Annotated in this window: 25 protein-coding genes; 14 read left to right on the top strand and 11 right to left on the bottom strand. The window is 68.9% G+C overall.

Translation table 11 applies throughout. From position 1 onward, the window contains the following. Positions 1–51 precede the first annotated feature (51 nt). Positions 52–372, bottom strand: a complete 321-nt coding sequence (locus tag ACSYGO_RS24085) for a hypothetical protein (RefSeq protein ID WP_426677086.1) — start codon at positions 370–372, stop codon at positions 52–54. Between the two features lie 310 nt (positions 373–682). Here ACSYGO_RS24085 and rpsF point away from each other — a divergent pair, with 310 nt between their 5' ends. The 4 genes from rpsF (at position 683) to rplI (ending at position 2,394) form a co-directional block, all read left to right on the top strand. Further along, positions 683–973 (top strand): 30S ribosomal protein S6, encoded by a 291-nt coding sequence (gene rpsF / locus ACSYGO_RS24080; RefSeq protein ID WP_028804085.1) that lies wholly within the window; start codon positions 683–685, stop codon positions 971–973. A 77-nt stretch (positions 974–1,050) separates the two neighbouring features. Further along, entirely contained in the window at positions 1,051–1,647 is a 597-nt protein-coding gene (locus tag ACSYGO_RS24075) for a single-stranded DNA-binding protein (RefSeq protein ID WP_460387597.1), read from the top strand. A 45-nt stretch (positions 1,648–1,692) separates the two neighbouring features. Next, entirely contained in the window at positions 1,693–1,929 is a 237-nt protein-coding gene (gene rpsR, locus ACSYGO_RS24070; protein ID WP_003949403.1) for a 30S ribosomal protein S18, read from the top strand. Positions 1,930–1,947: 18 nt separating this feature from the next. Beyond that, positions 1,948–2,394 (top strand): 50S ribosomal protein L9, encoded by a 447-nt coding sequence (gene rplI / locus ACSYGO_RS24065; protein WP_426677088.1) that lies wholly within the window; start codon positions 1,948–1,950, stop codon positions 2,392–2,394. 181 nt (positions 2,395–2,575) lie between these two features. Here the strand turns inward: rplI and ACSYGO_RS24060 are convergent, their stop codons facing one another. Beyond that, complete coding sequence (locus ACSYGO_RS24060; RefSeq protein ID WP_426677089.1) at positions 2,576–3,913, bottom strand: MATE family efflux transporter; 1,338 nt, start codon at positions 3,911–3,913, stop codon at positions 2,576–2,578. A gap of 459 nt (positions 3,914–4,372) precedes the next feature. Between ACSYGO_RS24060 and dnaB the strand changes: the two genes are divergently transcribed. Further along, positions 4,373–5,845: a replicative DNA helicase gene (gene dnaB, locus ACSYGO_RS24055; RefSeq protein ID WP_028804081.1), complete on the top strand. Its 1,473-nt coding sequence runs from the start codon at positions 4,373–4,375 to the stop codon at positions 5,843–5,845. A gap of 74 nt (positions 5,846–5,919) precedes the next feature. Then, positions 5,920–7,305, top strand: a complete 1,386-nt coding sequence (locus tag ACSYGO_RS24050) for a serine hydrolase domain-containing protein (RefSeq protein ID WP_460387594.1) — start codon at positions 5,920–5,922, stop codon at positions 7,303–7,305. A 63-nt stretch (positions 7,306–7,368) separates the two neighbouring features. Here the strand turns inward: ACSYGO_RS24050 and ACSYGO_RS24045 are convergent, their stop codons facing one another. Further along, a complete protein-coding gene (locus ACSYGO_RS24045; protein ID WP_426677091.1) occupies positions 7,369–7,821 on the bottom strand; it encodes a GNAT family N-acetyltransferase in 453 nt (150 codons plus the stop codon). A 9-nt stretch (positions 7,822–7,830) separates the two neighbouring features. Further along, on the bottom strand, positions 7,831–8,307 hold the full coding sequence (locus ACSYGO_RS24040) for a MarR family winged helix-turn-helix transcriptional regulator (RefSeq protein ID WP_426677092.1): 477 nt from the start codon (positions 8,305–8,307) through the stop codon (positions 7,831–7,833). A 143-nt stretch (positions 8,308–8,450) separates the two neighbouring features. On the opposite strand from ACSYGO_RS24040, the gene ACSYGO_RS24035 reads away from it, so the two are divergent. After that, a complete protein-coding gene (locus ACSYGO_RS24035; RefSeq protein WP_432172844.1) occupies positions 8,451–9,659 on the top strand; it encodes an MFS transporter in 1,209 nt (402 codons plus the stop codon). A gap of 92 nt (positions 9,660–9,751) precedes the next feature. Beyond that, positions 9,752–10,174, top strand: a complete 423-nt coding sequence (locus ACSYGO_RS24030; RefSeq protein ID WP_432172843.1) for a GlcG/HbpS family heme-binding protein — start codon at positions 9,752–9,754, stop codon at positions 10,172–10,174. A 239-nt stretch (positions 10,175–10,413) separates the two neighbouring features. On the opposite strand, the gene ACSYGO_RS24025 is transcribed toward ACSYGO_RS24030, so the two are convergent. After that, a complete protein-coding gene (locus ACSYGO_RS24025) occupies positions 10,414–11,280 on the bottom strand; it encodes a GNAT family N-acetyltransferase (RefSeq protein ID WP_460387591.1) in 867 nt (288 codons plus the stop codon). Positions 11,281–11,974: 694 nt separating this feature from the next. Here ACSYGO_RS24025 and ACSYGO_RS24020 point away from each other — a divergent pair. Next, positions 11,975–13,642: a globin domain-containing protein gene (locus tag ACSYGO_RS24020; protein ID WP_460387590.1), complete on the top strand. Its 1,668-nt coding sequence runs from the start codon at positions 11,975–11,977 to the stop codon at positions 13,640–13,642. A gap of 73 nt (positions 13,643–13,715) precedes the next feature. Here the strand turns inward: ACSYGO_RS24020 and ACSYGO_RS24015 are convergent, their stop codons facing one another. The 5 genes from ACSYGO_RS24015 to ACSYGO_RS23995 all read right to left on the bottom strand — a co-directional run bounded on the left by ACSYGO_RS24015 (position 13,716) and on the right by ACSYGO_RS23995 (position 17,438). Further along, positions 13,716–14,198 carry an NUDIX hydrolase gene (locus ACSYGO_RS24015; RefSeq protein ID WP_345640252.1) on the bottom strand — a complete coding sequence of 161 codons (483 nt, stop codon included), beginning with the start codon at positions 14,196–14,198 and terminating at the stop codon, positions 13,716–13,718. Between the two features lie 68 nt (positions 14,199–14,266). Next, positions 14,267–15,172, bottom strand: coding sequence for a LysR family transcriptional regulator (locus ACSYGO_RS24010; protein WP_426677097.1), 906 nt, complete (start codon positions 15,170–15,172; stop codon positions 14,267–14,269). 245 nt (positions 15,173–15,417) lie between these two features. Next, entirely contained in the window at positions 15,418–16,563 is a 1,146-nt protein-coding gene (locus ACSYGO_RS24005; RefSeq protein ID WP_460387587.1) for a cystathionine gamma-lyase, read from the bottom strand. Beyond that, on the bottom strand, positions 16,560–17,051 hold the full coding sequence (locus tag ACSYGO_RS24000) for a low molecular weight protein-tyrosine-phosphatase (protein ID WP_460387585.1): 492 nt from the start codon (positions 17,049–17,051) through the stop codon (positions 16,560–16,562). Before ACSYGO_RS24000 ends, ACSYGO_RS24005 begins: the two co-directional genes overlap by 4 nt. A gap of 6 nt (positions 17,052–17,057) precedes the next feature. Then, complete coding sequence (locus tag ACSYGO_RS23995) at positions 17,058–17,438, bottom strand: phage holin family protein (protein ID WP_460387583.1); 381 nt, start codon at positions 17,436–17,438, stop codon at positions 17,058–17,060. An 80-nt stretch (positions 17,439–17,518) separates the two neighbouring features. Between ACSYGO_RS23995 and ACSYGO_RS23990 the strand changes: the two genes are divergently transcribed. The 4 genes from ACSYGO_RS23990 (at position 17,519) to ACSYGO_RS23975 (ending at position 19,876) form a co-directional block, all read left to right on the top strand. After that, positions 17,519–17,836: a cupin domain-containing protein gene (locus ACSYGO_RS23990; protein ID WP_028804066.1), complete on the top strand. Its 318-nt coding sequence runs from the start codon at positions 17,519–17,521 to the stop codon at positions 17,834–17,836. Between the two features lie 163 nt (positions 17,837–17,999). Beyond that, positions 18,000–18,212, top strand: coding sequence for a DUF5326 family protein (locus ACSYGO_RS23985; RefSeq protein WP_426677100.1), 213 nt, complete (start codon positions 18,000–18,002; stop codon positions 18,210–18,212). A 214-nt stretch (positions 18,213–18,426) separates the two neighbouring features. Beyond that, positions 18,427–19,338 carry an IclR family transcriptional regulator gene (locus tag ACSYGO_RS23980; RefSeq protein ID WP_432175529.1) on the top strand — a complete coding sequence of 304 codons (912 nt, stop codon included), beginning with the start codon at positions 18,427–18,429 and terminating at the stop codon, positions 19,336–19,338. Between the two features lie 100 nt (positions 19,339–19,438). Next, a complete protein-coding gene (locus ACSYGO_RS23975) occupies positions 19,439–19,876 on the top strand; it encodes an SsgA family sporulation/cell division regulator (protein ID WP_095935408.1) in 438 nt (145 codons plus the stop codon). A gap of 63 nt (positions 19,877–19,939) precedes the next feature. Here ACSYGO_RS23975 and ACSYGO_RS23970 read toward each other — a convergent pair whose 3' ends face one another. Next, positions 19,940–21,475: a YibE/F family protein gene (locus tag ACSYGO_RS23970; protein WP_460387580.1), complete on the bottom strand. Its 1,536-nt coding sequence runs from the start codon at positions 21,473–21,475 to the stop codon at positions 19,940–19,942. 220 nt (positions 21,476–21,695) lie between these two features. Between ACSYGO_RS23970 and thiC the strand changes: the two genes are divergently transcribed. Beyond that, positions 21,696–23,516 (top strand): phosphomethylpyrimidine synthase ThiC, encoded by a 1,821-nt coding sequence (thiC, locus tag ACSYGO_RS23965; RefSeq protein ID WP_095935406.1) that lies wholly within the window; start codon positions 21,696–21,698, stop codon positions 23,514–23,516. Positions 23,517–23,570: the final 54 nt, after the last annotated feature.

Below are 23,570 nucleotides of genomic sequence, written 5' to 3'. Positions count from 1 at the left end.
GGGCAGGGTGTGGAGGGGGGTCCCGGGGTCAGGGGAAAACGGGCGTTCGGGTCAGAAGAGGCCGCCGAAGAGGCCTCCGTGCGCCATGCCGAGGAAGAAACCCACGGCCGAGGCACCGAGTCCCAGGATCAGCCCGAACCGCTCACGCGTCGTCTCGGAGATGAACTGCCCGTACGCGCCGGTGAGGATGCCGATCAGGCCTGCCCACGAGCTGATCAGATGCAGGTTGTCGAACATCGCCGTGACGAAGGCCGTGATTCCGAGCACCAGGGTCACCGCGAGCAGGGAGTCCTGGAGTGGATGAGGCTTGCCGTCCGTGGCGAAGAGGGATCCGGTCGAGCCAGTGGTGTTGGGTCGCAATACCTGTGCCATGAGGCACCTCCTGCGGAAGGCCGCGCATCGTAGCGCCTTACACACCCGATGTGTACAGACTGACGGTCCCCCCGGTCGGATTTCAACCGGAAGCCACCGTGCAGGTAGTCTGTACCGTCTGCACCGGTGTCTGCCCAGGTTGTGTCCAGGTCGAAACCCAGGTCACAGCGCTGATGGCGTCTGGTACTCCGTTCGGTTCACCGACGGAGCGACCCGATTGTCAGTGGCGGCCGATACCGTTGCGTACGCATCACAACCCTCCTGCCACGGAACGACCGTGGCCGCTGAGTCCAAAGGAGGTGGGTTCCACATGCGTCACTACGAGGTGATGGTCATCCTCGACCCCGATCTTGAGGAGCGCGCTGTCTCTCCCCTGATCGAGAACTTCCTCTCCGTGGTCCGTGAGGCCAACGGAAAGGTCGAGAAGGTCGACACCTGGGGCCGTCGTCGTCTCGCGTACGAGATCAAGAAGAAGCCCGAGGGCATCTACTCGGTCATCGACCTGCAGGCCGAGCCTGCGGTCGTCAAGGAGCTCGACCGCCAGATGAACCTGAACGAGTCGGTCCTCCGGACCAAGGTCCTCCGCCCCGAGACCCACTGAGCTCTCCCGCTCAGCTGAACTCGGGATTCGAGTAGCAGCACCAAGCAGCCAGCAGCAAACCCGCCGAGAGGTTCCCCATGGCAGGCGAGACCGTCATCACGGTCGTCGGCAATCTTGTCGACGACCCCGAGCTGCGCTTCACCCCTTCCGGTGCGGCGGTCGCGAAGTTCCGTGTCGCGTCCACCCCCCGCACCTTCGACCGTCAGACCAATGAGTGGAAGGACGGCGAGAGCCTGTTCCTGACCTGCTCGGTCTGGCGTCAGGCGGCGGAGAACGTCGCCGAGTCGCTCCAGCGAGGCATGCGCGTCATCGTGCAGGGCCGGCTGAAGCAGCGGTCCTACGAGGACCGTGAGGGCGTCAAGCGCACGGTCTACGAGCTGGACGTCGAGGAAGTCGGCGCCAGCCTGCGGAACGCCACGGCCAAGGTCACCAAGACCACGGGCCGAGGCGGCCAGGGTGGCTACGGCGGTGGCGGTGGCGGCGGTGGCGGCGGCCAGCAGGGCGGCGGCTGGGGCGGTGGCTCCGGCGGCGGCCAGCAGCAGGGCGGCGCTCCCGCCGACGACCCCTGGGCGACCGGCACTCCCGCCGGTGGCAACCAGGGCGGCGGCGGTGGTGGTGGTTGGGGCGGCTCCGGCGGCTCCGGCGGCGGCTACTCGGACGAGCCCCCCTTCTAGGGACGGGTTCGTACCCAAACTTCTTGATCACACAGGAGAAACACCATGGCGAAGCCGCCTGTGCGCAAGCCTAAGAAGAAGGTCTGCGCTTTCTGCAAGGACAAGGTCACGTACGTGGACTACAAGGACACGAACATGCTGCGGAAGTTCATTTCCGACCGCGGCAAGATCCGTGCCCGCCGCGTGACCGGCAACTGCACGCAGCACCAGCGTGACGTCGCCACGGCCGTGAAGAACAGCCGTGAGATGGCGCTGCTGCCCTACACGTCCACCGCGCGATAAGGGAAGGGTGACCGACACATGAAGATCATCCTCACCCACGAGGTCTCCGGCCTCGGTGCCGCGGGCGACGTCGTCGACGTCAAGGACGGTTACGCTCGCAACTACCTGATCCCGCGGAACTTCGCGATCCGCTGGACCAAGGGTGGCGAGAAGGACGTCGAGCAGATCCGTCGTGCTCGCAAGATCCACGAGATCGCGACCATCGAGCAGGCCAACGAGATCAAGGCCCGCCTCGAGGGCGTGAAGGTCCGTCTGGCCGTTCGCTCCGGCGACGCCGGCCGTCTCTTCGGTTCCGTCACCCCGGCCGACGTCGCTTCGGCGATCAAGGCTTCCGGTGGCCCCGAGGTCGACAAGCGTCGCATCGAGCTGGGCGCGCCGATCAAGACCCTGGGCGCCCACGAGACGTCCGTGCGTCTGCACCCCGAGGTTGCCGCCAAGGTCAGCATCGAGGTTGTCTCTGCCTGAGTGCAGCGCTCGGCATAGCTGAGGGAAGGGCCGTACCCGAGGGTGCGGCCCTTCTGCATGCCATGGGACGTGGCGGTGTCGTGTCGCGGCTGCGATCCCGCGCCCGGGAGCCACTCACCCTGTGGCGGATCGTCGTTTCACGTGAAACCCCCGTTTCACGTGAAACGGTCAGCGCCAGGCGTCAGCGCGTGGCTCCCGTGACGATCCAGCGTCCCGAGCGTGAGCGCAGCCCCAGGGTCAGCAGCCGGATCGCCATCATCAGCGTCATCGTTGCCCAGAGAGCGGTGAGCCCGCCGCCCAGCACAGGGACGAGCAGCGCGACGGGAGCGAAGACCGCCAGGGTGAGCACCATGGCCCACGCCAGGTAGGGACCGTCCCCCGCGCCCATCAGGACTCCGTCCAGGACGAAGACGATTCCGCAGATCGGCTGTGAGAGGGCCACCATGACCAGCGCGGGCAGCGCGGCGTCACGCACGACCGAGTCGCCGCTGAACATCGGCAGGAAGAGCGGGCGCGTCACGATGACCAGCAGGCCGAGGACGACACCGGTGGCGAGACCCCACTGCACCATGCGACGGCATGCCTCGCGGGCGCCCTGGGCGTCGTCCGCGCCGAGGAAGCGTCCAATGATGGCCTGCCCCGCGATGGCGATGGCGTCGAGGGCGAAGGCGAGCAGGCTCCACACAGACAGGATGATCTGGTGGGCGGCCATGTCGGCGTCCCCGAGCCGGGCGGCGACCGCGGTGGCGATCACGAGAATGGCTCTCAGGGAAAGAGTGCGGACGAGCAGGGGCGTGCCGGCCTGGGCGCAGGCCCGTATCCCGGCGGCGTCGGGCTGCAGGGAGGCATCGTGCTTGCGGGCTCCGCGGACGACGACGACCAGATAGACCGCCGCCATGCCGCACTGGGCGATGACGGTTCCCCAGGCGGAGCCGGCGATGCCCAAGCCCGCGCCGTAGACGAGGCCGGCATTGAGGGCGGCGTTGGCCACGAATCCGCCGACGGCGACGTACAGCGGCGTCTTGGTGTCCTGGAGTCCGCGCAGGACACCGGTCGCGGCGAGCACGACGAGCATGGCCGGGATACCGAGCGTCGAGATCCGCAGATACGTGGTCGCGTAGGGGGCGGCAGTGGAGGAGGCGCCGAACCAGTCCATGAGGGTCGGCGCCGTCGGCAGGACGACGGCGATGACGGCCGCGCCGATCAGCAGGGCGAGCCAGATGCCGTCCATGCCCTGCCGGATCGCGGCCCGGAGATCTCCCGCGCCGACTCGGCGGGCGACGGCGGCCGTGGTGGCGTAGGCGAGGAAGACGAAGACGCCGACGGCTGTCATGAGGAGGGTCGAGGCGACTCCGAGGCCGGCCAGCTGGGCAGTCCCGAGGTGGCCGACGATGGCGCTGTCGGCGATCACGAAGAGAGGCTCGGCGACGAGTGCGCCGAAGGCCGGAACGGCCAGCGCGACGATCTCTCGGTCGTGCCGGCGTCGGACGGCCTTGGGTGCCGCGGGAGCCTGTGTCATGAGCACCAATCTAATCTTCCACAGGTAAGAGATGCAAGGTGATAAAGACCCTTACCAACTGTCGGGTCGGGCGCGTCGCGTCACGTCATTTGCAGGGATCTTGGTCCGACTGGGGAAGTTTTTCTTCTGCACACCCGGTGGATGGGAGAGTTGCAGGTCAGAGGCGTTTTCCTGAAGTGGCTGAGGGCTTGTTCACAGGGCTGTCCACCGTGTCGTGCACAGGTTTTGCCGAGTTCTCCACAGCATCGGGCCCGTCGTCCACATGGCCTGTGGATAACCAGATTGGCTGACGGTGCCCGCGGGCCTAACGTGGTGCGGCGCCCGCTCTCTCCTCCGTCCTCGGAAAGCTCGCAAAACCGACGCGTCAGAACCGGAGTTGGGCCGTTCAGTTGTCAGTGCCGTGCCGTAGAAATGACGGGCACGGCTAGGTCCGCTCGGCGGACGGGAGGAGGTCGCTCGGTGAGTATTTCCGAGCCCTTGGACGATCCCTGGGCCGACAGCGGGCCGAGTGATCGTCTGCCTTCTTCCCGTCAGCGCCGAGACGTGCGCGGCCGTGACGAGCAGCACGACCGCGACCGGGACACCGGTTCGTGGGAGAGCGGCGGTTCGGCCTTCGAGCGTGTGCCCCCACAGGACCTGGACGCGGAGCAGTCCGTCCTCGGCGGCATGCTGCTGTCAAAGGACGCCATCGCGGACGTCGTGGAGGTCCTCAAAGGACACGACTTCTACCGGCCCGCCCACGAGACCATCTACCAGGCGATCCTCGACCTGTACGCGAAGGGGGAGCCGGCCGACCCGATCACCGTCGCGGCCGAGCTCACCAAGCGGGGCGAGATCACCAAGGTCGGCGGAGCACCGTATCTGCACACCCTGGTGCAGACGGTCCCGACCGCGGCGAACGCCGAGTACTACGCCGAGATCGTGCACGAGCGGGCGGTCCTGCGTCGCCTGGTCGAGGCGGGCACCCGCATCACGCAGATGGGATACGCGGCCGACGGCGACGTCGACGAGATCGTCAACAGCGCCCAGGCCGAGATCTACGCCGTCACCGAGCAGCGCACCACCGAGGACTATCTGCCGCTCGGCGACATCATGGAGGGCGCGCTCGACGAGATCGAGGCGATCGGCTCGCGATCGGGGGAGATGACCGGTGTACCCACCGGATTCACCGACCTCGACTCGCTCACCAACGGCCTGCATCCGGGCCAGATGATCATCATCGCGGCCCGTCCCGCCATGGGTAAGTCCACGCTCGCCCTGGACTTCGCCCGCGCCTGCTCGATCAAGCACAACATGCCCAGCGTGATCTTCTCGCTCGAAATGGGCCGCAACGAGATCGCGATGCGTCTGCTGTCCGCCGAGGCACGTGTGGCCCTGCACCACATGCGGTCCGGCACGATGACCGACGAGGACTGGACCCGGCTCGCCCGCCGGATGCCGGACGTCTCCGCCGCCCCGCTCTACATCGACGACTCCCCGAACCTGTCGATGATGGAGATCCGCGCCAAGTGCCGCCGTCTCAAGCAGCGCAACGACCTGAAGCTGGTGGTCATCGACTACCTCCAGCTGATGCAGTCGGGCGGCAAGCGGTCCGAGAGCCGTCAGCAGGAAGTCTCGGACATGTCGCGAAACCTGAAGCTGCTGGCCAAGGAGCTGGAGCTGCCGGTCATCGCGCTCTCGCAGCTCAACCGTGGCCCCGAGCAGCGAACCGACAAGAAGCCCATGGTCTCCGACCTGCGTGAGTCCGGCTCGATCGAGCAGGACGCCGACATGGTGATCCTGCTGCACCGAGAGGACGCGTACGAGAAGGAGTCTCCGCGCGCGGGCGAGGCGGACATCATCGTCGGCAAGCACCGTAACGGCCCGACGGCCACCATCACGGTCGCCTTCCAGGGTCACTACTCGCGCTTCGTGGACATGGCACAGACCTGATCGGGAGCCGGGGTCGGCGTGGGGCCGCGGAAATGCGCTCGACGTCGGGTCACCTGCCGGGTGGACTTGGGGGCATGACGACACCCCAGGAACTTCTGCTGCCCGCCACCCGTCGAGCGTTGCTGCACCGTATCGCCGTAGCGCAGAGCGAAGGGCGGGCGCCGTCGCTGGTCGCGGCGGTCGTCCGGGGCGGGGAGACCGTGTGGCACGGGGCCAGGACCTCGGTGGACGGACACGGTCCGGACGAGAACGTGCAGTACCGGATCGGCTCCATCACCAAGACCTTCACCGCCGTACTGGTCCTGCGTCTGCGCGACGAGGGTGTGCTGGATCTCGGTGATCCGCTGGAGAAGCATCTGCCGGGCACGGGGGCAGGGGAGGTCACCGTCGCCGAACTGCTCGCGCACACCGGCGGGTTGGCCGCCGAGTCGCCCGCGCCCTGGTGGGAGCGCACACCGGGGACACTCCGCCCCGAGCTCACGGATGTCCTGGGCGAGCAGCCCTTCCGGCATTCCGTCGGACGGCGGCACCACTACTCGAACCCCGGCTTCACGTTGCTGGGCGCACTGGTCGAGGAGCTGCGGGGCGCCCCGTGGGAAGAGGTGCTGCGGCGGGAGGTGCTCGAACCGCTGGGCCTGCACCGCACCAGCGGTCGGCCCGAGATGCCGCACGCGGGCGGCTGGGCGGTGCATCCCTGGGCGGATGTGATGATGCCCGAGCCAGCGGAGGACCTCGGCAGGATGGCCCCGGCGGGACAACTGTGGTCCACCACCGGTGACCTGGCGCGCTTCGCCGTCTTCCTCGCCCGGGGTGACGACCGGGTGCTGAGCGCGGAATCCGTACGGGAGATGCGGACGCCTGCCGCTCCGCCCGAGACGGCGGACTTGGCGGTGGGGTCCGGCTACGGCCTCGGCATGCAGATCGCGCACCGCGACGGCCGGACCCTGGTGGGGCACTCGGGCTCGCTGCCCGGGTTCCTGGCCGGCCTCGCGATCGGTGTGGACGACGACGTCGCGGCGGTCGTGCTCACGAACTGCACCTCGGGCCCAGCCGCGTTCACCGTGGCCGCCGATCTCGTACGGATCGTGGCGGACGCGGAGCCGAGGATTCCCGAACCCTGGCGGCCGGTGTCCGAGGCCGAGAACGCCGTCCTGGAGCTGGTGGGGCAGTGGTACTGGGGGACTCAGGGATTCGGGCTGCGGTGGTCGGCCGACGGCCGGCTCTCGCTGGAGCCGTTGTCCGGTGTCGGCCGCGGCGCGCACTTCCGGCCGAACGCCGACGGAACCTGGACGGGACTCGACGGCTACTACGCGGGGGAGGTCCTGCGGGCCGTACGGCGCCCTGACGGCTCGGTGAGCCATCTGGACCTCGGTTCGTTCGTGTTCACCCGTCAGCCGTACGACGACGGGTCTTCCGTGCCGGGCGGAGTGGACCCGGAGGGCTGGCGGGGGATCCGGTAGCCGACGCGACGAGGAAGGCGGCCCGTTTCACGTGAAACGGGCCGCCTCTGTCCTCTGCGCGTCTCAGAGGGGGAGTTTGAAGCCGACGTGCGAAGCAGTGAAGCCGAGACGCTCGTAGAAGCGATGGGCGTCGGTGCGGGTGACGTCGGAGGTCAGCTGGACCAACTGGCAGTCCTGGCGCCGGGATTCCTCGATCGCCCATTCGATGAGCTGGGTTCCCAGGCCGCTGCCGCGCTCGTCGGCGTGGATGCGCACGCCTTCGATCACGGAGCGCGTCGCCCCCATGCGTGACAGCCCGGGGATCACCGTGAGCTGAAGCGTTCCGACCACGCGGCGCTCGCGCACGGCGACCATCAGATGCTGATGCGGGTCACCGCTCAGGCGCTCCAGGGCGGCGAGATACGGGCTCAGGTCGTCGGGCGACTCACGTTGCGCGCCGAGCGGGTCGTCCGCGAGCATCGCGACGATCTCAGGCACGTCGTCGGCGACCGCGGAACGTATTTCAAGATCTCCCATGAGCGCACCCTACGCAGGCGTCATGGGCTGCACCGGCACGCTCACCGACTCCACGACCCGGACCAGCGGCGCCAGCTCCGGGTTCTTCGCGGCCTCGTCGAGCGCCTCCCGCAAAGCGGTGTCATTGGTGGGCCGGGCCTCGTCGAGGAGCTGGAGTCCCGCCTCGCTGACGTTCGTGTAGATGCCGCGGCGGTCGGTCGGGCACAGGTAGCGCGAGAGCAGCCCACGGTCCTCGAGGCGTGTGACGAGCCGGGTGGTGGCGCTCTGGCTCAGCACGACCGCGTCCGCGACCTGCTTCATCTGGAGATGACCGCCTTCACCGTCGTGCTGCCGGCTCAGGACGTCGAGCAGAGAGTACTCCCGCACGCTCAGGTCGTGCTCGGCCTGCAGCGCTCGCTCGATGTGGGCCTCGATCCTCCCGTGCAGCAGGGAGAGAGCGCACCAGCCCTGAGCGAGGGCGGTGAGCGCGGGGTCCGTGGCTGTCATGGCGTTCTCCTCCGTCCCGGAGCGGCTGAAGCCCAGGATAGACCACAATCGAAATATCCCGCGGTTGCATATAACCCGCGTCTGCAACTATTGTGGACGCACGCAAAGCGCTCCTGCAATCTTTTGGGAAGGTGTACCCCACCATGCCTCTCGCGCTTCTGGCCCTCGCGATCGGGGCCTTCGGAATCGGAACGACCGAGTTCGTGATCATGGGCGTACTGCCCGAGGTCGCGGGTGACTTCGGTGTCTCCATCCCCACAGCCGGTCTGCTGGTGACCGGATACGCCCTCGGCGTGGTGATCGGAGCACCGATCATGACCGCGTTCGGAACACGGGTGTCCCGTAAGCGGATGCTGATGCTGCTCATGGGGCTGTTCGTGATCGGCAACCTGCTCTCCGCCGTCGCGCCCGCCTTCGGACTGATGCTGGTGGGACGAGTGATCGCCTCCCTCGCTCACGGCGCCTTCTTCGGCATCGGGTCCGTGGTGGCCGCCGAGCTGGTCGCGCCGGAGAAGAAGGCCGGCGCGATCGCCATGATGTTCAGCGGCCTCACCATCGCCAATGTCGTCGGTGTCCCGCTGGGCACACTGATCGGGCAGTCGGCGGGCTGGCGCGTCACCTTCGCGGGCGTCGCGGCGCTCGGTGTGATCGGGCTGCTGGGCATCGCCAAGCTGGTCCCCGAGATGCCCAAGCCGGAGGGTGTGCACCTGCGGCACGAGCTGGCGGCCTTCAAGAACGTCCAGGTTCTGCTGGCCATGGCGATGACCGTGCTCGGCTTCGGCGGCGTCTTCGCGGCCATCACGTACATCGCGCCGATGATGACGCATGTCGCGGGCTTCGCCGACGGCTCCGTCACCTGGCTGCTGGTCCTGTTCGGCCTCGGCATGGTCGGCGGGAACCTGATCGGCGGCAGGTTCGCCGACCGCTCGCTGATGCCGATGCTCTACGTCTCGCTGGGCGGTCTCGCGATCGTGCTCGCCCTGTTCACCGTCACCGCGCACAACAAGATCCTCGCGGCCGTCACGATCGCCCTGATCGGAGCACTGGGCTTCGCCACCGTGCCGCCGCTGCAGAAGCGCGTCCTCGACCAGGCGCACGGCGCCCCCACGCTCGCCTCGGCGGTGAACATCGGCGCCTTCAATCTCGGCAACGCCCTCTCGGCCTGGCTCGGCGGCCTCGTCATCGCGGCCGGCCTGGGCTACACCGCCCCCAACTGGGTCGGAGCCGTCCTCGCCGCGAGCGCCCTCGTCCTCGCTGTCGTCTCGGCTGCCCTGGAGCGCCGTACGGAGACCCCGAGCGCCGTCGTAGCCGGCGCCGCTCCCGCCGAGCCGCGGGCCGCTGTCCACCACTGACCCGAGCCGATCAGGGAGCGAGGCCAGGGCCGTCCCCGCTCCCGCCGGCTCAGCACCACCCCGCAACACCCCCGAGAAGGAGAAGACCCCTCATGAGCACCACCGCTGCCGTCGCCCCGTTGACCATCGAGGACGCCGAGGTTCTCGTCACCGCGGCCCGCCGCGCCGCCGAGGCGGCCGGTGTCCGAGTCAGCGTCACCGTCCTCGACGCGGGCGGTCACCTGCTCGCCTTCCGGCGTGACGACCAGGCCGTGCTGATCTCCGGCGAGACCAGCACCCGCAAGGCCTACACAGCGCTCCAGTTGAACTCCGCCACCGCCGACCTCGTCGACGCGGTTCAGCCCGGAGGCCTCTTCCACACCCTGCCGACCGCACTCGACCGTCCCCTGCTGTTCATCGCGGGTGGCGTCCCGGTCCACCGCGACGGACGGCTGATCGGCGCGATCGGGGTCGGCGGCGGCATGCCGGACCAGGACCACGGCTTCGCCTCCGCCGCGGTCGAGACGCTCGTCTGACACGGCCGACCGGCGAAGCCCCGGCCAGGTCCGCTCCGACCGAGTCAGGCCACACCCCGGCGCAAGTCCTGTCCGACGCGGGCCGTTCGGCTCCGGCAGGCATCGGCAGGGAAGTGCCGGCCTCACCATCTGGTGGGGCCGGCACTTCCCTGTGCGCTTACGGAGAGGCACTCGGACGGTCGGTCCGCGGCCATGGCCCGGCATCCGGTCCGGACACCAGGCGTCCCGCCCTGTCCCTGCTACCCGGCGGCCACCGTCAGGGGCGCGAAGCGTCGCGTCCAGTCCCCGGGCAGCTCAGAGATTCCGTAGGTCATGACCGCGTTGAAAGCGACGGACACGAGGCCGCGCTCCTTCACCCACGACAGCAGCTCTTCGTGCCGCACGTCGATATCGGTACGCAGCGGACGGTCTGTGCCGGCGGCGAGCGAGGCGATGAGGGCCTTCGCCGTCTCCGTGTCGCGAGCGATCAGCGGGCCGACCACGTGGTTGTCCATGTTGGGCCAGGCCGCCCCGTATCCGATGATCCGGCCGCCCTCCTCGGCGACGCGCAGCTGATCGGAGAAGGCCGGCAGTCGCGTGATCATGTGGGTGCGATCGGGGCCGAAGACCTCCTCGTCGAGCCGGAGAATCGTGGAGAGATCCTCGGCGGTGGCCGCACGCGTGACGACCTCGGGCGCTCGCCCGTCCGCGGTGAAGACCCCACGGACCATCTCGGCGCGGCCGGTGACCTTGAAGCCCAACTCCTCGTAGAGCGGGCGGCCGTAGGGGGTCGCGTGCAGGGTCAGCGGCGTGGTGCCCATTTCGGTGACGACATGGCGCATGAGCCGACGTCCGACACCCTTGCGGGCATGACGCTCGGCGACGAGCACCATGCCGATCGCGCCCAGTTCAGGTCGCTCCCGCGGGCCGTACTCGGTCACGACGCAAGCGGTGACGAGGCCGCCGTCCGGGTGGTCGATTCCGTAGCCGGTCCCCGCCGCGAGCAGGAGACCCCACTTGTGTTCCTCGCGGGGCCACCCCCGGTTCTCGGACAGGTCGGCACAGGCGGTGAGATCGCGAGGCGTCAGGCGGCGGACGGGCAGATCGGCGAGGGAAAGTGTCGACACGCAGGTCAGGCTGTCCGACCCGCAGCCGTGGCGTCCACCGGTTTGCGGCCGGATGTACGTGCTTTTGGCCACGCCATACACAACCGCATGGCAAGCGGATAGATGTTTCACGTGAAACAACGCGGACAGGGGCATTCCAGTGCTGCCGCTTGCCGAATCGGTGGAACTGGCGGAAATTGCCGACGTCGCATCCAAGGTGGAGATCAGGAAGTGGCCATGTGAAGGGTTCGGGGAGGTCCGGGGCGATCTGCCGGGCCCGCGAATGCCTGTGAATTGGCCCGCCCCGCACGGCAATTGAGCGACATCGATGGATCGCCCCCGGGCCGTTTTGCGGGGAGGACGGAGAGGACTTGTGCCTGGGGCGCCTGCCGGTATGGTCGACTCCGGTTCACCTCCGCCGAGACGTAGGTACGTCCTCAGGAGGCTGAACGCAGGCCAATGCAGCCTAACGGGACGGAGAGATCGAAGACCCGCATTTTCCGTTGTGCGACCGGGCGTTGACGCGGCGTGGCATGCTGCGGTGAGACCGGTGCGGCCAATGTCACATTCTCTCCTTACTTGTCCATACGCGACGGGAATGCAGTTTCAATGTGGCCGCATTGGCCGACGGGGACTGAACCGGGAAAGAGGGCGAGCCGTCTGCGGGGGAAAGCAGGCATCTTCCGACCGCGGAGGTGCGCAGACCGATCGAAAGATGTTCGAGGCGAGGCACACCATGGACGCTCCGACCACGGCGTCGGCCGACAAGGGCACTTCCGGCGGCAACGGCGGGGGCGGTTGGTTCACACCGCGCCAGGACCCGGCGCCCTCCGACGGTGATCAGGGGGCATCCGACGGCCGTCGGCTCGCAGCGATGCGCCCCGTCGGCCGGCCCACCACCCCACAGGGCGAGCCCGCCCAGGAAGCGGACCAACGGACCCCGCCCACGGCACCGGCCGTGCAGGAACGAATATCCCCGTCGGCGCAGGCTCCCCGCGGCGAGGCAGCCCACGCCCCGCAGGCCCCCCGTGACGCGGCACCGCAGATTCCGTACCAAGGGGCGCCGTACGCGCCCCGGCGTCCCGAGCCGGAGCCCGTCGACAGAGCCGCACAACCCGTGTCAGTCGACAGAGCCGCACAACCTGTGTCAGGGGCCCCGCAGCCCGCGTACGGCTCTCCCGGGCCCGCATATGGCGCCCCGGAGCCGGAATCCGTTTTTGCCCCGCGAGCGCCCGTACAGACGCCCTCCCCGACGCCCGGCCCGAAGGCGTCTCCCGACGCCGTGCTGATCCGCCGGACCATGGCGGAGGTCGGCCCGGTGGCCGACAAGGTCACCTCCTACTTCTACGCGCTGCTGTTCGTGCGCCACCCGGAGCTGCGCCAGCTGTTCCCCGCCGCGATGGACACGCAGCGGGACCGGCTTCTCAGGGCCCTGCTGACCGCCGCCGAGCACATCGACAACACCGAAGTCCTCGTGGCGTATCTGCAGAACCTCGGCCGTGGACACCGCAAGTACGGCACCAGACCGGAGCACTACCCGGCCGTCGGCGAGTGCCTCATCGGCTCGCTCAGCAGGTATGCCTCAGGGAGCTGGGACGCCGAGACGGAGGCGGCCTGGGTGCGCGCGTACACGACGATCTCCCAGGTCATGATCGATGCGGCGGCGGCGGACGAACTGCTCGCGCCGGCCTGGTGGTACGCCGAGGTGGTCTCGCACGATCTGCGGACCCCGGACGTCGCGGTCGTCACCGTCCGCCCCGACCAGCCCTATCCGTTCCTCGCCGGCCAGTACACGAGCCTGGAGACGCCGTGGTGGCCGCGGATCTGGCGCCACTACTCCTTCGCCTCGGCCCCCCGCTCCGACGGTCTGCTGTCCTTCCATGTGAAGGCGGTTCCGGCGGGCTGGGTGTCCAACGCCCTGGTGCACCGCGCCCGGCCCGGCGACATCATCCGGCTCGGCCCGCCCGCCGGTTCGATGACCGTCGACCACACCACCGACAGCGGTCTGCTCTGTCTCGGCGGCGGCACCGGCATCGCACCGATCAAGGCCCTGGTCGAGGATGTCGCCGAGCACGGTGAACGGCGCCCGGTCGAGGTGTTCTACGGGGCACGCACCGACCACGACCTGTACGACATCGACACGATGCTGCGGCTTCAGCAGAGCCACCCCTGGCTTGCCGTACGGCCGGTCGTCGACCAGCAGGCCCACCTTCAGCTGCCGGACGTCGTCCGTGAGTACGGGCCGTGGAACGAGTACGACGCGTATCTCTCGGGGCCTCCCGGGATGATCCGCAGCGGTGTGGACGCGCTGAGGGACATCGGCATCCCGTCGGACCGCATCCGCCACGACTCGGTGGAGGAACTCGTGACGGCCGGCGACTGAACACGTCCAGGCCGGGACGGGGTGAATCCGTCTCCCGGCCAGGACGGTTCGACGGCCCTCCGGCCCGCGACGGTCAGCCCAGGTCGGGCGCGTGCATCGCCCGTACGCCCTCGATGTTCCCGTCGAGATAGTGCCGCAGGGACAGGGGGACGAGGTGGACGGAGGCGATGCCGACCCGCGTGAACGGCACGCGGACGATCTCGTACTCGCCGATCGGCTCGTCCACCTCGGGACCGTGTCTCTGGGACAGGTCCATGGACTCCAGGCGGCAGACGAAGAAATGCTGCACCTTGACGCCGGTCGCGCCGCCGTCGTCGCCGATGTGCTCGACGGTGTCGACGAAGCAGGGCACTACATCGGTGACCTTGGCGCCGAGCTCCTCGTGCACCTCGCGGTGGAGGGCGTCGACGACGGTCGTGTCCTCCGGTTCGACCCCGCCGCCCGGTGTGAGCCAGTAGGGATCGACGCCGGGCTTGGTGCGCTTGATCAGGATCAGGTCGTCACCATCGAGCAGGATGGCGCGGGCGGTGCGCTTGACCACGGGTCGGACGGTCATGGGAGAAATGTGGCCCGGCAGGTTCCACGTGAAACATCGCGACGCCCCCGAACTGCCGCGACGAGCTGTCAGGCCCAGTCGGCAGCGGCCCGCAGCAGCCACTCGTGTGCCCGGGCGATGTGCGGCATGGCCAGCGTCCCCGTGCGGACCACCAGAAAGTATGTGCGCAGCGGCGGCACGGCCGGGTCGAGCAGCGCGACGACGTCGCCGCTCTCCAGCGCCTCGGTGCACAGATACCGGGGCAGGACGGCGAGGCCCGCACCCGCGGCGGCGCAGGCCAGGACGGCGCGCAGGTCCGGGACGACGACGGTGCCGGAGGCGGCCGGGCGGGAGTCGAAGACGGAGGCCCAGTAGCGGGCGACGAGGGGCAGCGACTCGTGCACCTCGACGATGGGGAGGTCCTCCAGCGCGTAGGCGCCCTTGCGGCGCAGCTTCCCGGCGCCTACGCGGGCCATCCAGCGCGGAGCGGCGACCAGGACGTGCTCTTCGTCGCAGAGCGGAGTCGCGGTCAGCAGAGCACCGCGTGGACGGGCCGTCGTGATGGCCAAATCATGATGTCCGGCAGCAAGCCCTTCCAGGGTCTCCTCGGCATTGCCGAAGGAGGCGCGCAGCGCCAGGCCCTGGCCGTCGTCGCCGATCAGCTCGGTGAGCGCGGGCAGCGCCCGCTCCGCGGTGAACTCCGGCGGCCCGGCGAGATGAAGGGTGCGCAAGGACGAGTCCTCGTCGACGCCGGTCTCGGTGATCTCCACGAGGGCGTCGAGGTGCGGTGCCGCCTTGTGGGCCAGTTCGTCGCCGATGGTCGTGGGGGTCACCCCACGGGCCTGGCGCAGGAACAATGGCCGTCCCAACTGCCGCTCCAGCGTGCGGATCTGTGAGGTGACCGCAGGCTGGGAGAGCCCGAGCAGCGCGGCGGCGCGGGTGAAGGAACCGGCCCGGTGCACCGTCACGAACGTGCGCAGCAAGGCCAAATCCATGGTGCCCCTCCCCTCCCAGCACCCCCGCGCGAGCCCTAACTATAAATAAGTCGATAGGTCGCTGTCGCTACGGTGATTGGACACTGACACAGAGTCAACTAGCCTTGGTCGCGCGGTTCTTCGCGCGCAGAACCGGGACGGTCCGAGCCACGAGGGGGGAGGCTCGGACCGTCCGTCGTGCGGAGCGGAGCACTGGTTTCGCGGCCGCGCACGACGTCCCGGCGCAGCGGTCGCTCAGAAGGCCTTCACTCCGCGGACTCGTCGAGTGCCTGCAGCAGGTCCGCCACCAAGTCCTCGGGGTCCTCCGCACCGACGGAGAGGCGGACGAAGCCTTCCGGCACCGCGTCTCCGCCCCAGCGCCCGCGCCGTTCCGCCGTGGACCGGACGCCGCCGAAGCTCGTCGCGTCGTCCACCAGACGCAGCGCGTCGAGGAAACGGTCGGCACGCGTGCGCGTGGGCAGCGTGAAGGACACCACGCATCCGAACCGCCGCATCTGCTGAGCGGCGATCTTGTGCGAAGGGTCGTCGGGCAGACCGGGATAGCGCAGCCCGGACACCTCGGGCCGATCCCGCAGGGCCTCGGCGACGATCAGGGCGCTGGAGGTCTGCCGGTCGGCGCGCAGTTGGAGGGTGGCGAGCGAGCGGTGCGCGAGCCAGGCCTCCATGGGGCCGGGGATCGCGCCGACGATCTTCCGCCAGCGCTTCACCGGAACCATCAGTGCGCTGTCACGGGCGGCGACGTATCCCAGCAGGATGTCGCCGTGCCCGGTGAGCATCTTGGTGCCGCTCGCGACCGAGAAGTCCGCGCCGAGCTCCAGCGGGCGCTGTCCGAGCGGAGTGGCCAGGGTGTTGTCGACGGCGACGAGCGTGCCCTGCGCGTGGGCCGCCGTGACCAGCCGCCGGATGTCGCAGACGTCGAGGCCCGGGTTCGACGGCGTCTCGATCCACAGCAGCTTCGCGCCGTCGAGCACCTCCAGCTGGGCGTCGCCGGCGGTCGGGGCGGTGCGCACCTCGATGCCGTACGCGGTCAGCTGCTCGCGCACCAGTGGGAGCACCTGATAGCCGTCGTCGGGCAGGACCACGACGTCGCCGGCGCGCAGCTGGGAGAAGAGGACGGCGGAGATGGCGGCCATGCCCGAGGGGAAGGCGAGGGTCTCGACGCCGTCCTCCCCGGGGGCCTCCAGCTCGCCGATGGCGCGCTCCAGGAGCGTCCAGGTCGGGTTCTCGTCACGGCCGTAGGTGTACGGGCCGGTGGGATCGCCGGGCAGATGGAAGTGCGCGGCGAAGACCGGTCCCGGAAGTGTCGGCTCGTACTTGACGGGCTCGGGCAGCCCGGCCCGCACCGCGCGCGTGCCGTCACCGCTCGGCGCAACGAAATCCCCTGAGGTCATGAGACCTGTCCCTCCACTTGCTCCTGTACAGCGGCGAGCAGACCGACGCTCGCCGCCTCCACCATCTCAAGACACTCCTCGAAGCCGTCCATTCGTCCGTAATACGGATCCGGGACGTCCGGATCGTCGCCCGCGGTGGGGTCGTACGACCGCAGCAGTCCGACCTTGGCGGCGTCCTCGGGGGTGGGCGCGAGACGGCGCAGCGCCTTCAGGTGGCCGGAGTCGAGGGCGACGACGAGGTCGAGGCGGGAGAACCACGAGGCCTGGAACTGCCGGGCGGTGTGGTCGCTCCCGTAGCCGTGCGCCTCCAGGACGGCGACGGTCCGCGGGTCGGCACCGTCGCCCTCGTGCCAGCCGCCCGTGCCCGCGCTGTCGACCTCGACCTGGTGATCGAGCCCGGCCTCTTCCACACGGGCCCGGAAGACGGACTCCGCCATCGGGGAGCGGCAGATGTTGCCGGTGCAGACGAAACAGACGCGATAGGGCATGGCTGCTCAGTCCTTGCCGTCGGGCAGCAAGACGTTGAGCGCCCAGGACACGACGGAAATGATCAGGCCGCCCAGGACGGCGGTCCAGAAGCCCTCGACGTGGAAGCTCAGGTCGAGCTTGTCGGCCAGCCACGAGGTGAGCAGCAGCATCAGTGCATTGACCACGAGCGTGATCAGGCCGAGCGTGAGAATGAAGAGCGGGAAGGTCAGGATCTGGACGATGGGCTTGACCAGGAAGTTCACCAGGCCGAAGACCAGCGCGACGAGCAGCAGCGTGCCGACCTTCTTGCCGGTGCTGTCCCCCGTGAGGGTGATCTTGTCGAGCAGCCACACCGCGACGGCCAGGGCCCCCGCGTTGGCGAGTGTCTTGACTACGAAATTCTTCATGTGTCTGATCGTGGCAGAAGAGATCGACTGGCGAGCAGGCTGTGCGCACAGCTTGTGGAGTACGAGAGCGGACGAAAGCGATGAAGGCATTCCGGCTGGACGAACTGGAGGCGGAACGCGCCGCCAACGAAGGCGCCTACCTGCAGTTCCTGCGCGAGCGGAACATGTCGGTCGGCCTCTACGCGCTCGACGCGGGTGAGCTCGACCCGCAGAAGCCGCACCAGCAGGACGAGGTGTATTTCGTGGTGAGCGGGCGGGCCTCGATCACGGTCGGGCTGGAGACCACGCAGGTGGCGCGCGGCAGCGTCGTCTACGTACCCGCGGGCGTCGCCCACAAGTTCCACCACATCACCGAGGATCTGAGGGTCCTGGTGGTGTTCTCTCCGCCCGAGAGCTGACCGCCGTCTCAGGGTTCCCTAGGGGAACGGTCAGGGGAGGACAAGGGATGCGAGGCCCCTGTACGCGTCTCTCCGGGCCTAGCATCGAAGCAGGACATCGGAGAACCCGGAATCACGGCCCCGGACTTGGGGCGACGGGCGAAGAGAGGTAAGGACGAGGGCGATGCGAGAGATCTTCAGCGGTATGCCGTGGTGGGTGAAGTGGGTCGCGGTGCCGGTCATCGCCCTGGTCGTGTTCGGCGGCCTGATAGCCAGCGTCGTCGGATTCGTCATCGGCCTGCTCTTCAAGCTGCTGATCTTCGTCGCGCTGGTCGGCGGACTGATCTACCTCGTGCGGAAGTTCATGGCGGGCTCGTCGTCCCGCAGCGACTGGTGAGACGCGAGAGGGTGAGCGTGGGGTAACGGGTGCGCCGGGAAAGGGAACTCCAGGTTCCCTCGCCCGAGGGAAGTTTCCCCGCGAGGCCGTCTGCGAGCGGTGACAGACGGTTAAAGTCCGGAGCTCGACGCGGGGCCGACCCCCGCGGGCAGCGCACAGCCCCCTCCCGTGTTCCCCCGCACGGGCGGTTCCCCTCGCGCTTCGGGAGTGCCCCTTGGCCACGGTTGACACCGCACCCGCAGAATCACCTGCTCCCCCCGTCCAGCGGTCGGGCGGACCCACTGCGTCACGCGTTCCGCCGACCCAGCCCCTCACCACCCCCGGCGAGACCCGCGCCGCACACCTCCCGCCGGCTCAGGACCCGCCCGTCGAGTCGAACTCCACCACCCTGATCGGCTCGGTGCAGCGCGCGATGCGGCTCCTGGAGGCGGTGGCGTCGCGCGAGCACGGGGCGCCCGCCAAGCAGCTGGCCCGGGAGGCCGGGCTCGCGCTGCCGACGGCGTACCACCTGCTGCGCACCCTCGCCCACGAGGGCTATCTGCGCCGGGACAAGGGACTCTTCTTCCTCGGAGAGTCGGCCGAGCGGCTGAGCAGCAGTGGAGCGCAGCAGAAACGTCGCAGCACGATGAGTGACGCACTGGCGCACTGGCGCGACGCGATCGGCGTGCCCGTCTACTACGCGAACTACCGGGACGGCGAGATCGACGTCATCTGCGTCGCCGACAGCCCGGCCACCCCGGCCGTCGAGGAGTGGGCCGACTTCCGCGAGACCGGCCACGCCCACGCGATCGGCCAGTGCCTGCTGTCCCAGCTGGACGACAAGGCCCGCCGCGACCACCTCGACCGCTATCCGGTGCAGTCGATCACCCCGTACACGGTGCGTGACAACGACAGCCTGCTGCGGCGCCTGGAGCGGACGGGGCGCATGGAGCCGGTCGTCGAGCGGCAGGAGTACGCGCTGGGCACGGTCTGCGCCGCCATCCCCATCACCGTGGGCAGCACGGCCGCGACGATGGCCATTTCTCTCCCTTCCCATCAGGCCGAGCGGCTGCTACCCGCCGCACGCCAATTGCAGAGCGAGATCGGTCGGCTGCTAGGGACACTCGCGATCTCTATCAGTATCTGAAAACTCACTCCTTGTGATCTGTCGTGCACGTTCTGCAAGATTCCAGCAGTGTCAGGGGGACGATTCCTGGCCAGGGCGACGGCAAACGACGGGGTAGGCGATGCGCGAGTCGGTACAGGCAGAGGTCATGATGAGCTTCCTCGTCTCGGAGGAGCTCTCTTTCCGCATTCCTGTGGAACTGCGATACGAGACCTGTGATCCGTACGCGGTGCGGCTGACCTTCCATCTGCCTGGCGATGCGCCGGTGACCTGGGCGTTCGGACGGGAACTGCTGATCGACGGTGTGGGGCGCCCGTGCGGTGACGGTGATGTGCGCATCGCGCCGGCCGACCCGGAGTCCCTCGGCGAGGTCCTGATCCGCCTTCAGGTGGGCGGCGACCACGCACTGTTCCGGTCCGGTGCCGCGCCGCTCGTCGCCTTCCTCGACCGCACCGACAAGTTGGTGCCGCTCGGGCAGGAGCGTGCCCTGGCCGGCTTCGACACCCATCTCGACGAAGCCCTCGACCGCATCCTGGCGGAGGAGCAGAGCGCGGGCTGACGAACGTCCGCATCCTCAAGTGGAGTAACGCTTCCTCACCGTCGGCGCGGGTGGCCGGTGGTCTCAGCGCTTACGGCGGCGACCGCCACCCCCGCGCACCGGCGTGCGGCCCCTCGCGGGCTCAGGCGCGCTCTGCACGGCCTCGGGGCGGTCGGCGGCTACCACCAGGGCGGCCAGCGCGGTGGTCACCGGCACGGAGGCGACCAGCCCGATCGAGCCGATCAGGGTGCGCACGATCTCCTCGGCGACGAGTTCGCTGTTGGCCACCGTGGCCACACTGCTCTGCGCGATCGAGAAGAGCAGCAGCAGCGGCAGCGCGGCGCCCGCGTAGGCCAGGACGAGGGTGTTCACGACCGACGCGATGTGGTCACGGCCGATGCGGATGCCCGCGCGGTACAGGCCGCGCCAGCCCATCGTCGGATTCGCCTCGTGCAGTTCCCAGACCGCGGACGTCTGTGTGACGGTCACGTCGTCGAGGACACCGAGCGAACCGATGATGACGCCCGCGAGCAGCAGACCGCTCATGTCGATGGACGGATACAGGCCATGGATCAGGCCGGTGTTGTCATCGGTGTTGCCGGTCAGCGCCGCCCATCCGATGAAGGCGGAGCCGAGCACACCGATCAGCACCAGCGAGAGCAGCGTGCCGAGGACGGCCACCGAGGTGCGGGCCGAGAGGCCATGACACATGTAGAGGGCGATCAGCATGATGGCGCTGGAGCCGACGACCGCCACGACCAGCGGGTTCGAGCCCTCCAGGATCGCCGGCAGGATGAAGAACGTCAGGATCAGGAAACTGATGGCCAGTGCGACCAGTGCCATGACGCCGCGCATCCGGCCCACGACCACGACGACGACCGCGAAGATCCCGGCGAGCAGCGTCAGGGGGAACTTCCGGTTGACGTCGGTGACCGAGTACTGGAGGTCCTTCGGCGCGGACGGCTCGTACGCGACGACGACCTTCTGCCCCTCGTGCAACTGCCGTGTCTGGTCGGGCTGAACGATCTCCGTGAACGTGCGGCCCTTGTCCTTGCCGGTGTCGATCTGGATCGTGGCCTTCTTGCACTCTCCCTTGGCCCGCTGCTGGGTGGACGAACCCTGGGCGGTGGAGCCGTCGCCGGTCGGCGCCTGCCCCGCGGCGTTCACCGACTTGCAGTCCACCTCGTCGACCTGGGTGACCGTCGCCTGCTGTGTCTGCCGGTCGAAGCCGACGCCGGTCCGCTCGTGGGACGGAGCGCCACCGGGCCAGAGCACCAGGAGACCCACGACGACCGCCGCCGCGAAGGGGATCAGCACCGCGGCGATGACCTTGCGCAGGTGGCGGGAGACGGGTGCGGCCGGGCCGTGGCTGTGACTGTGCGAGTGGCCGTGGCTTCCGCCGGGGCCGTGTCCGTGCCCGCCGCCGGGACTGTCGCCGTGACCGCCTGGACCGCCGCCGTGCCCGCCGCCGTGACCGTGGCCATGGCCGCCGCCTGGTCCACGGCCACCGCCGGATCCGCGTCCGGAGCCGCCCCCGGGGCCATGCCTGTGGCCGTCGTCGGAGCCTGCACCGCGGGGCGGCTCGGACGGTGGGAACGGGGACTGCTGCGTCGTGGTCACCGACCGATCATCGCAAGAACGGCAGAGGCCCTCTGTTCACCGCGCCAGATATGACGCTAGCGTGGAGGCACCTTTGCACACGCGGGAGCTCGGAGCACCGGGCTGAGAGGGCGCTGACCTCCGCCTCAGCGATGTTTCACATGAAACATCGACAGACGGAAGCCGCTGCGTCGACCGCCGAACCTGTTACCGGGTAATGCCGGCGTAGGGAGTAGGTCTCATGACCGACAAGGACGTACGCACGCCTGCCTCCAGCCAGACGGACGGGGCTTCTTCGCCGTCCTCGAACGGCGAGGCCGGGAAGTCCATCGGCTGGCACAAGGGGTACGTCGGGGGTCCGCGCCCCGATGTACGGGTGCCGGTCCGTCAGGTGCACCTCACCAACGGGCAGTCCGTCACGCTGTACGACACCTCCGGCCCGTACACCGATCCATCCGTCGACACCGATGTGCGCAGGGGCCTGGCACCCCTGCGGGAGAACTGGATCATCGCCCGCGGCGACACCGAGGAATACGCGGGCCGCCCCGTCCGCCCCGAGGACGACGGGATCAAGCACACCTCACCGCGCGGGGGACTGCGCAACCTCGACGCCGTCTTCCCCGGCAGGCCGCGGCAGCCGCGCCGGGGCCGGGACGGGCAGGCGGTCACGCAGCTCGCGTACGCCCGCCGGGGCGAGATCACGCCCGAGATGGAGTTCGTGGCGGTCCGTGAGAACGTCGAGCCCGAGGTCGTACGCGAGGAGATCGCCGCGGGGCGCGCGGTGCTTCCGGCGAACGTCAACCATCCGGAGATCGAGCCGATGATCATCGGCAAGCGGTTCCTGGTGAAGGTCAACGCCAACATCGGTAATTCGGCGGTCACTTCCTCCATCGAGGAGGAGGTCGAGAAGATGACCTGGGCGACCCGCTGGGGCGCGGACACGGTCATGGACCTGTCCACCGGCCGCAACATCCACACCACCCGCGAGTGGGTGCTGCGCAACTCCCCCGTGCCCATCGGCACCGTGCCGCTCTACCAGGCACTGGAGAAGGTCGACGGCCGCGCCGAGGAACTGACCTGGGAGATCTACAAGGACACGGTCATCGAGCAGGCCGAACAGGGCGTGGACTACATGACCGTCCACGCGGGTGTGCGGCTGCCGTACGTGCCGCTCACCGCGAACCGCAAGACCGGCATCGTCTCGCGCGGCGGCTCCATCATGGCCGCGTGGTGCCTCGCGCACCACAAGGAGTCGTTCCTGTACGAGAACTTCGAGGAGCTCTGCGAGATCCTCGCCGCGTACGACGTCACGTACTCGCTGGGCGACGGCCTTCGTCCGGGCTCGATCGCGGACGCCAACGACGAGGCGCAGTTCGCGGAGTTGCGCACGCTCGGGGAACTCAACACGATCGCCAAGCGGTTCCATGTTCAGACCATGATCGAGGGCCCGGGACATGTCCCGATGCACAAGATCAAGGAGAACATCGACCTTCAGCAGGAGATCTGCGATGAGGCTCCGTTCTATACGCTCGGCCCGCTGACCACGGACGTCGCGCCGGCGTACGACCACATCACCTCCGGTATCGGCGCCGCGATGATCGCCTGGTGGGGCACGGCCATGCTCTGCTACGTCACACCCAAGGAGCACCTGGGCCTGCCCAACCGTGACGACGTCAAGACGGGCGTCATCACGTACAAGATCGCCGCTCACGCCGCCGACCTCGCCAAGGGTCACCCGGGTGCACAGGAGTGGGACGACGCGCTGTCCGACGCCCGCTTCGAGTTCCGGTGGGAGGACCAGTTCAACCTGGCGCTCGACCCGGACACGGCACGCGAGTTCCACGACGAGACCCTGCCGGCCGAGCCCGCCAAGACGGCCCACTTCTGCTCCATGTGCGGGCCGAAGTTCTGCTCGATGAAGATCAGCCAGAGCATCACCGAGCGATTCGGTGGCGCGGCGGCCGAGGGGGCTTCTCCGGAGGAGATCGCCGAGGGGATGCTCCAGAAGTCGAAGGAGTTCGCGTCCAGCGGCAATCGGGTCTACCTGCCGATCGCGGACTGATCCGACAAGGACCCCGCCGAGCGGCCCTTCCCTCCCGAAGGAGGGAAGGGCCGT

This window comes from Streptomyces krungchingensis (genome assembly GCF_054729265.1).
This window is presented reverse-complemented; position numbering and strand designations above follow the sequence as displayed.

Excerpts from the sequence above, each read along its gene's own strand:
- ACSYGO_RS24085 (WP_426677086.1), bottom strand. The coding sequence starts at position 372 with ATGGCACAGGTATTGCGACCCAACACCACTGGCTCGACCGGATCCCTC.
- rpsF (WP_028804085.1), top strand. The coding sequence starts at position 683 with ATGCGTCACTACGAGGTGATGGTCATCCTCGACCCCGATCTTGAGGAG.
- ACSYGO_RS24075 (WP_460387597.1), top strand. The coding sequence starts at position 1,051 with ATGGCAGGCGAGACCGTCATCACGGTCGTCGGCAATCTTGTCGACGAC.
- rpsR (WP_003949403.1), top strand. The coding sequence starts at position 1,693 with ATGGCGAAGCCGCCTGTGCGCAAGCCTAAGAAGAAGGTCTGCGCTTTC.
- rplI (WP_426677088.1), top strand. The coding sequence starts at position 1,948 with ATGAAGATCATCCTCACCCACGAGGTCTCCGGCCTCGGTGCCGCGGGC.
- ACSYGO_RS24060 (WP_426677089.1), bottom strand. The coding sequence starts at position 3,913 with ATGACACAGGCTCCCGCGGCACCCAAGGCCGTCCGACGCCGGCACGAC.
- ACSYGO_RS24050 (WP_460387594.1), top strand. The coding sequence starts at position 5,920 with ATGACGACACCCCAGGAACTTCTGCTGCCCGCCACCCGTCGAGCGTTG.
- ACSYGO_RS24045 (WP_426677091.1), bottom strand. The coding sequence starts at position 7,821 with ATGGGAGATCTTGAAATACGTTCCGCGGTCGCCGACGACGTGCCTGAG.
- ACSYGO_RS24040 (WP_426677092.1), bottom strand. The coding sequence starts at position 8,307 with ATGACAGCCACGGACCCCGCGCTCACCGCCCTCGCTCAGGGCTGGTGC.
- ACSYGO_RS24035 (WP_432172844.1), top strand. The coding sequence starts at position 8,451 with ATGCCTCTCGCGCTTCTGGCCCTCGCGATCGGGGCCTTCGGAATCGGA.
- ACSYGO_RS24030 (WP_432172843.1), top strand. The coding sequence starts at position 9,752 with ATGAGCACCACCGCTGCCGTCGCCCCGTTGACCATCGAGGACGCCGAG.
- ACSYGO_RS24020 (WP_460387590.1), top strand. The coding sequence starts at position 11,975 with ATGTTCGAGGCGAGGCACACCATGGACGCTCCGACCACGGCGTCGGCC.
- ACSYGO_RS24015 (WP_345640252.1), bottom strand. The coding sequence starts at position 14,198 with ATGACCGTCCGACCCGTGGTCAAGCGCACCGCCCGCGCCATCCTGCTC.
- ACSYGO_RS24010 (WP_426677097.1), bottom strand. The coding sequence starts at position 15,172 with ATGGATTTGGCCTTGCTGCGCACGTTCGTGACGGTGCACCGGGCCGGT.
- ACSYGO_RS24005 (WP_460387587.1), bottom strand. The coding sequence starts at position 16,563 with ATGACCTCAGGGGATTTCGTTGCGCCGAGCGGTGACGGCACGCGCGCG.
- ACSYGO_RS24000 (WP_460387585.1), bottom strand. The coding sequence starts at position 17,051 with ATGCCCTATCGCGTCTGTTTCGTCTGCACCGGCAACATCTGCCGCTCC.
- ACSYGO_RS23995 (WP_460387583.1), bottom strand. The coding sequence starts at position 17,438 with ATGAAGAATTTCGTAGTCAAGACACTCGCCAACGCGGGGGCCCTGGCC.
- ACSYGO_RS23990 (WP_028804066.1), top strand. The coding sequence starts at position 17,519 with ATGAAGGCATTCCGGCTGGACGAACTGGAGGCGGAACGCGCCGCCAAC.
- ACSYGO_RS23985 (WP_426677100.1), top strand. The coding sequence starts at position 18,000 with ATGCGAGAGATCTTCAGCGGTATGCCGTGGTGGGTGAAGTGGGTCGCG.
- ACSYGO_RS23975 (WP_095935408.1), top strand. The coding sequence starts at position 19,439 with ATGCGCGAGTCGGTACAGGCAGAGGTCATGATGAGCTTCCTCGTCTCG.
- thiC (WP_095935406.1), top strand. The coding sequence starts at position 21,696 with ATGACCGACAAGGACGTACGCACGCCTGCCTCCAGCCAGACGGACGGG.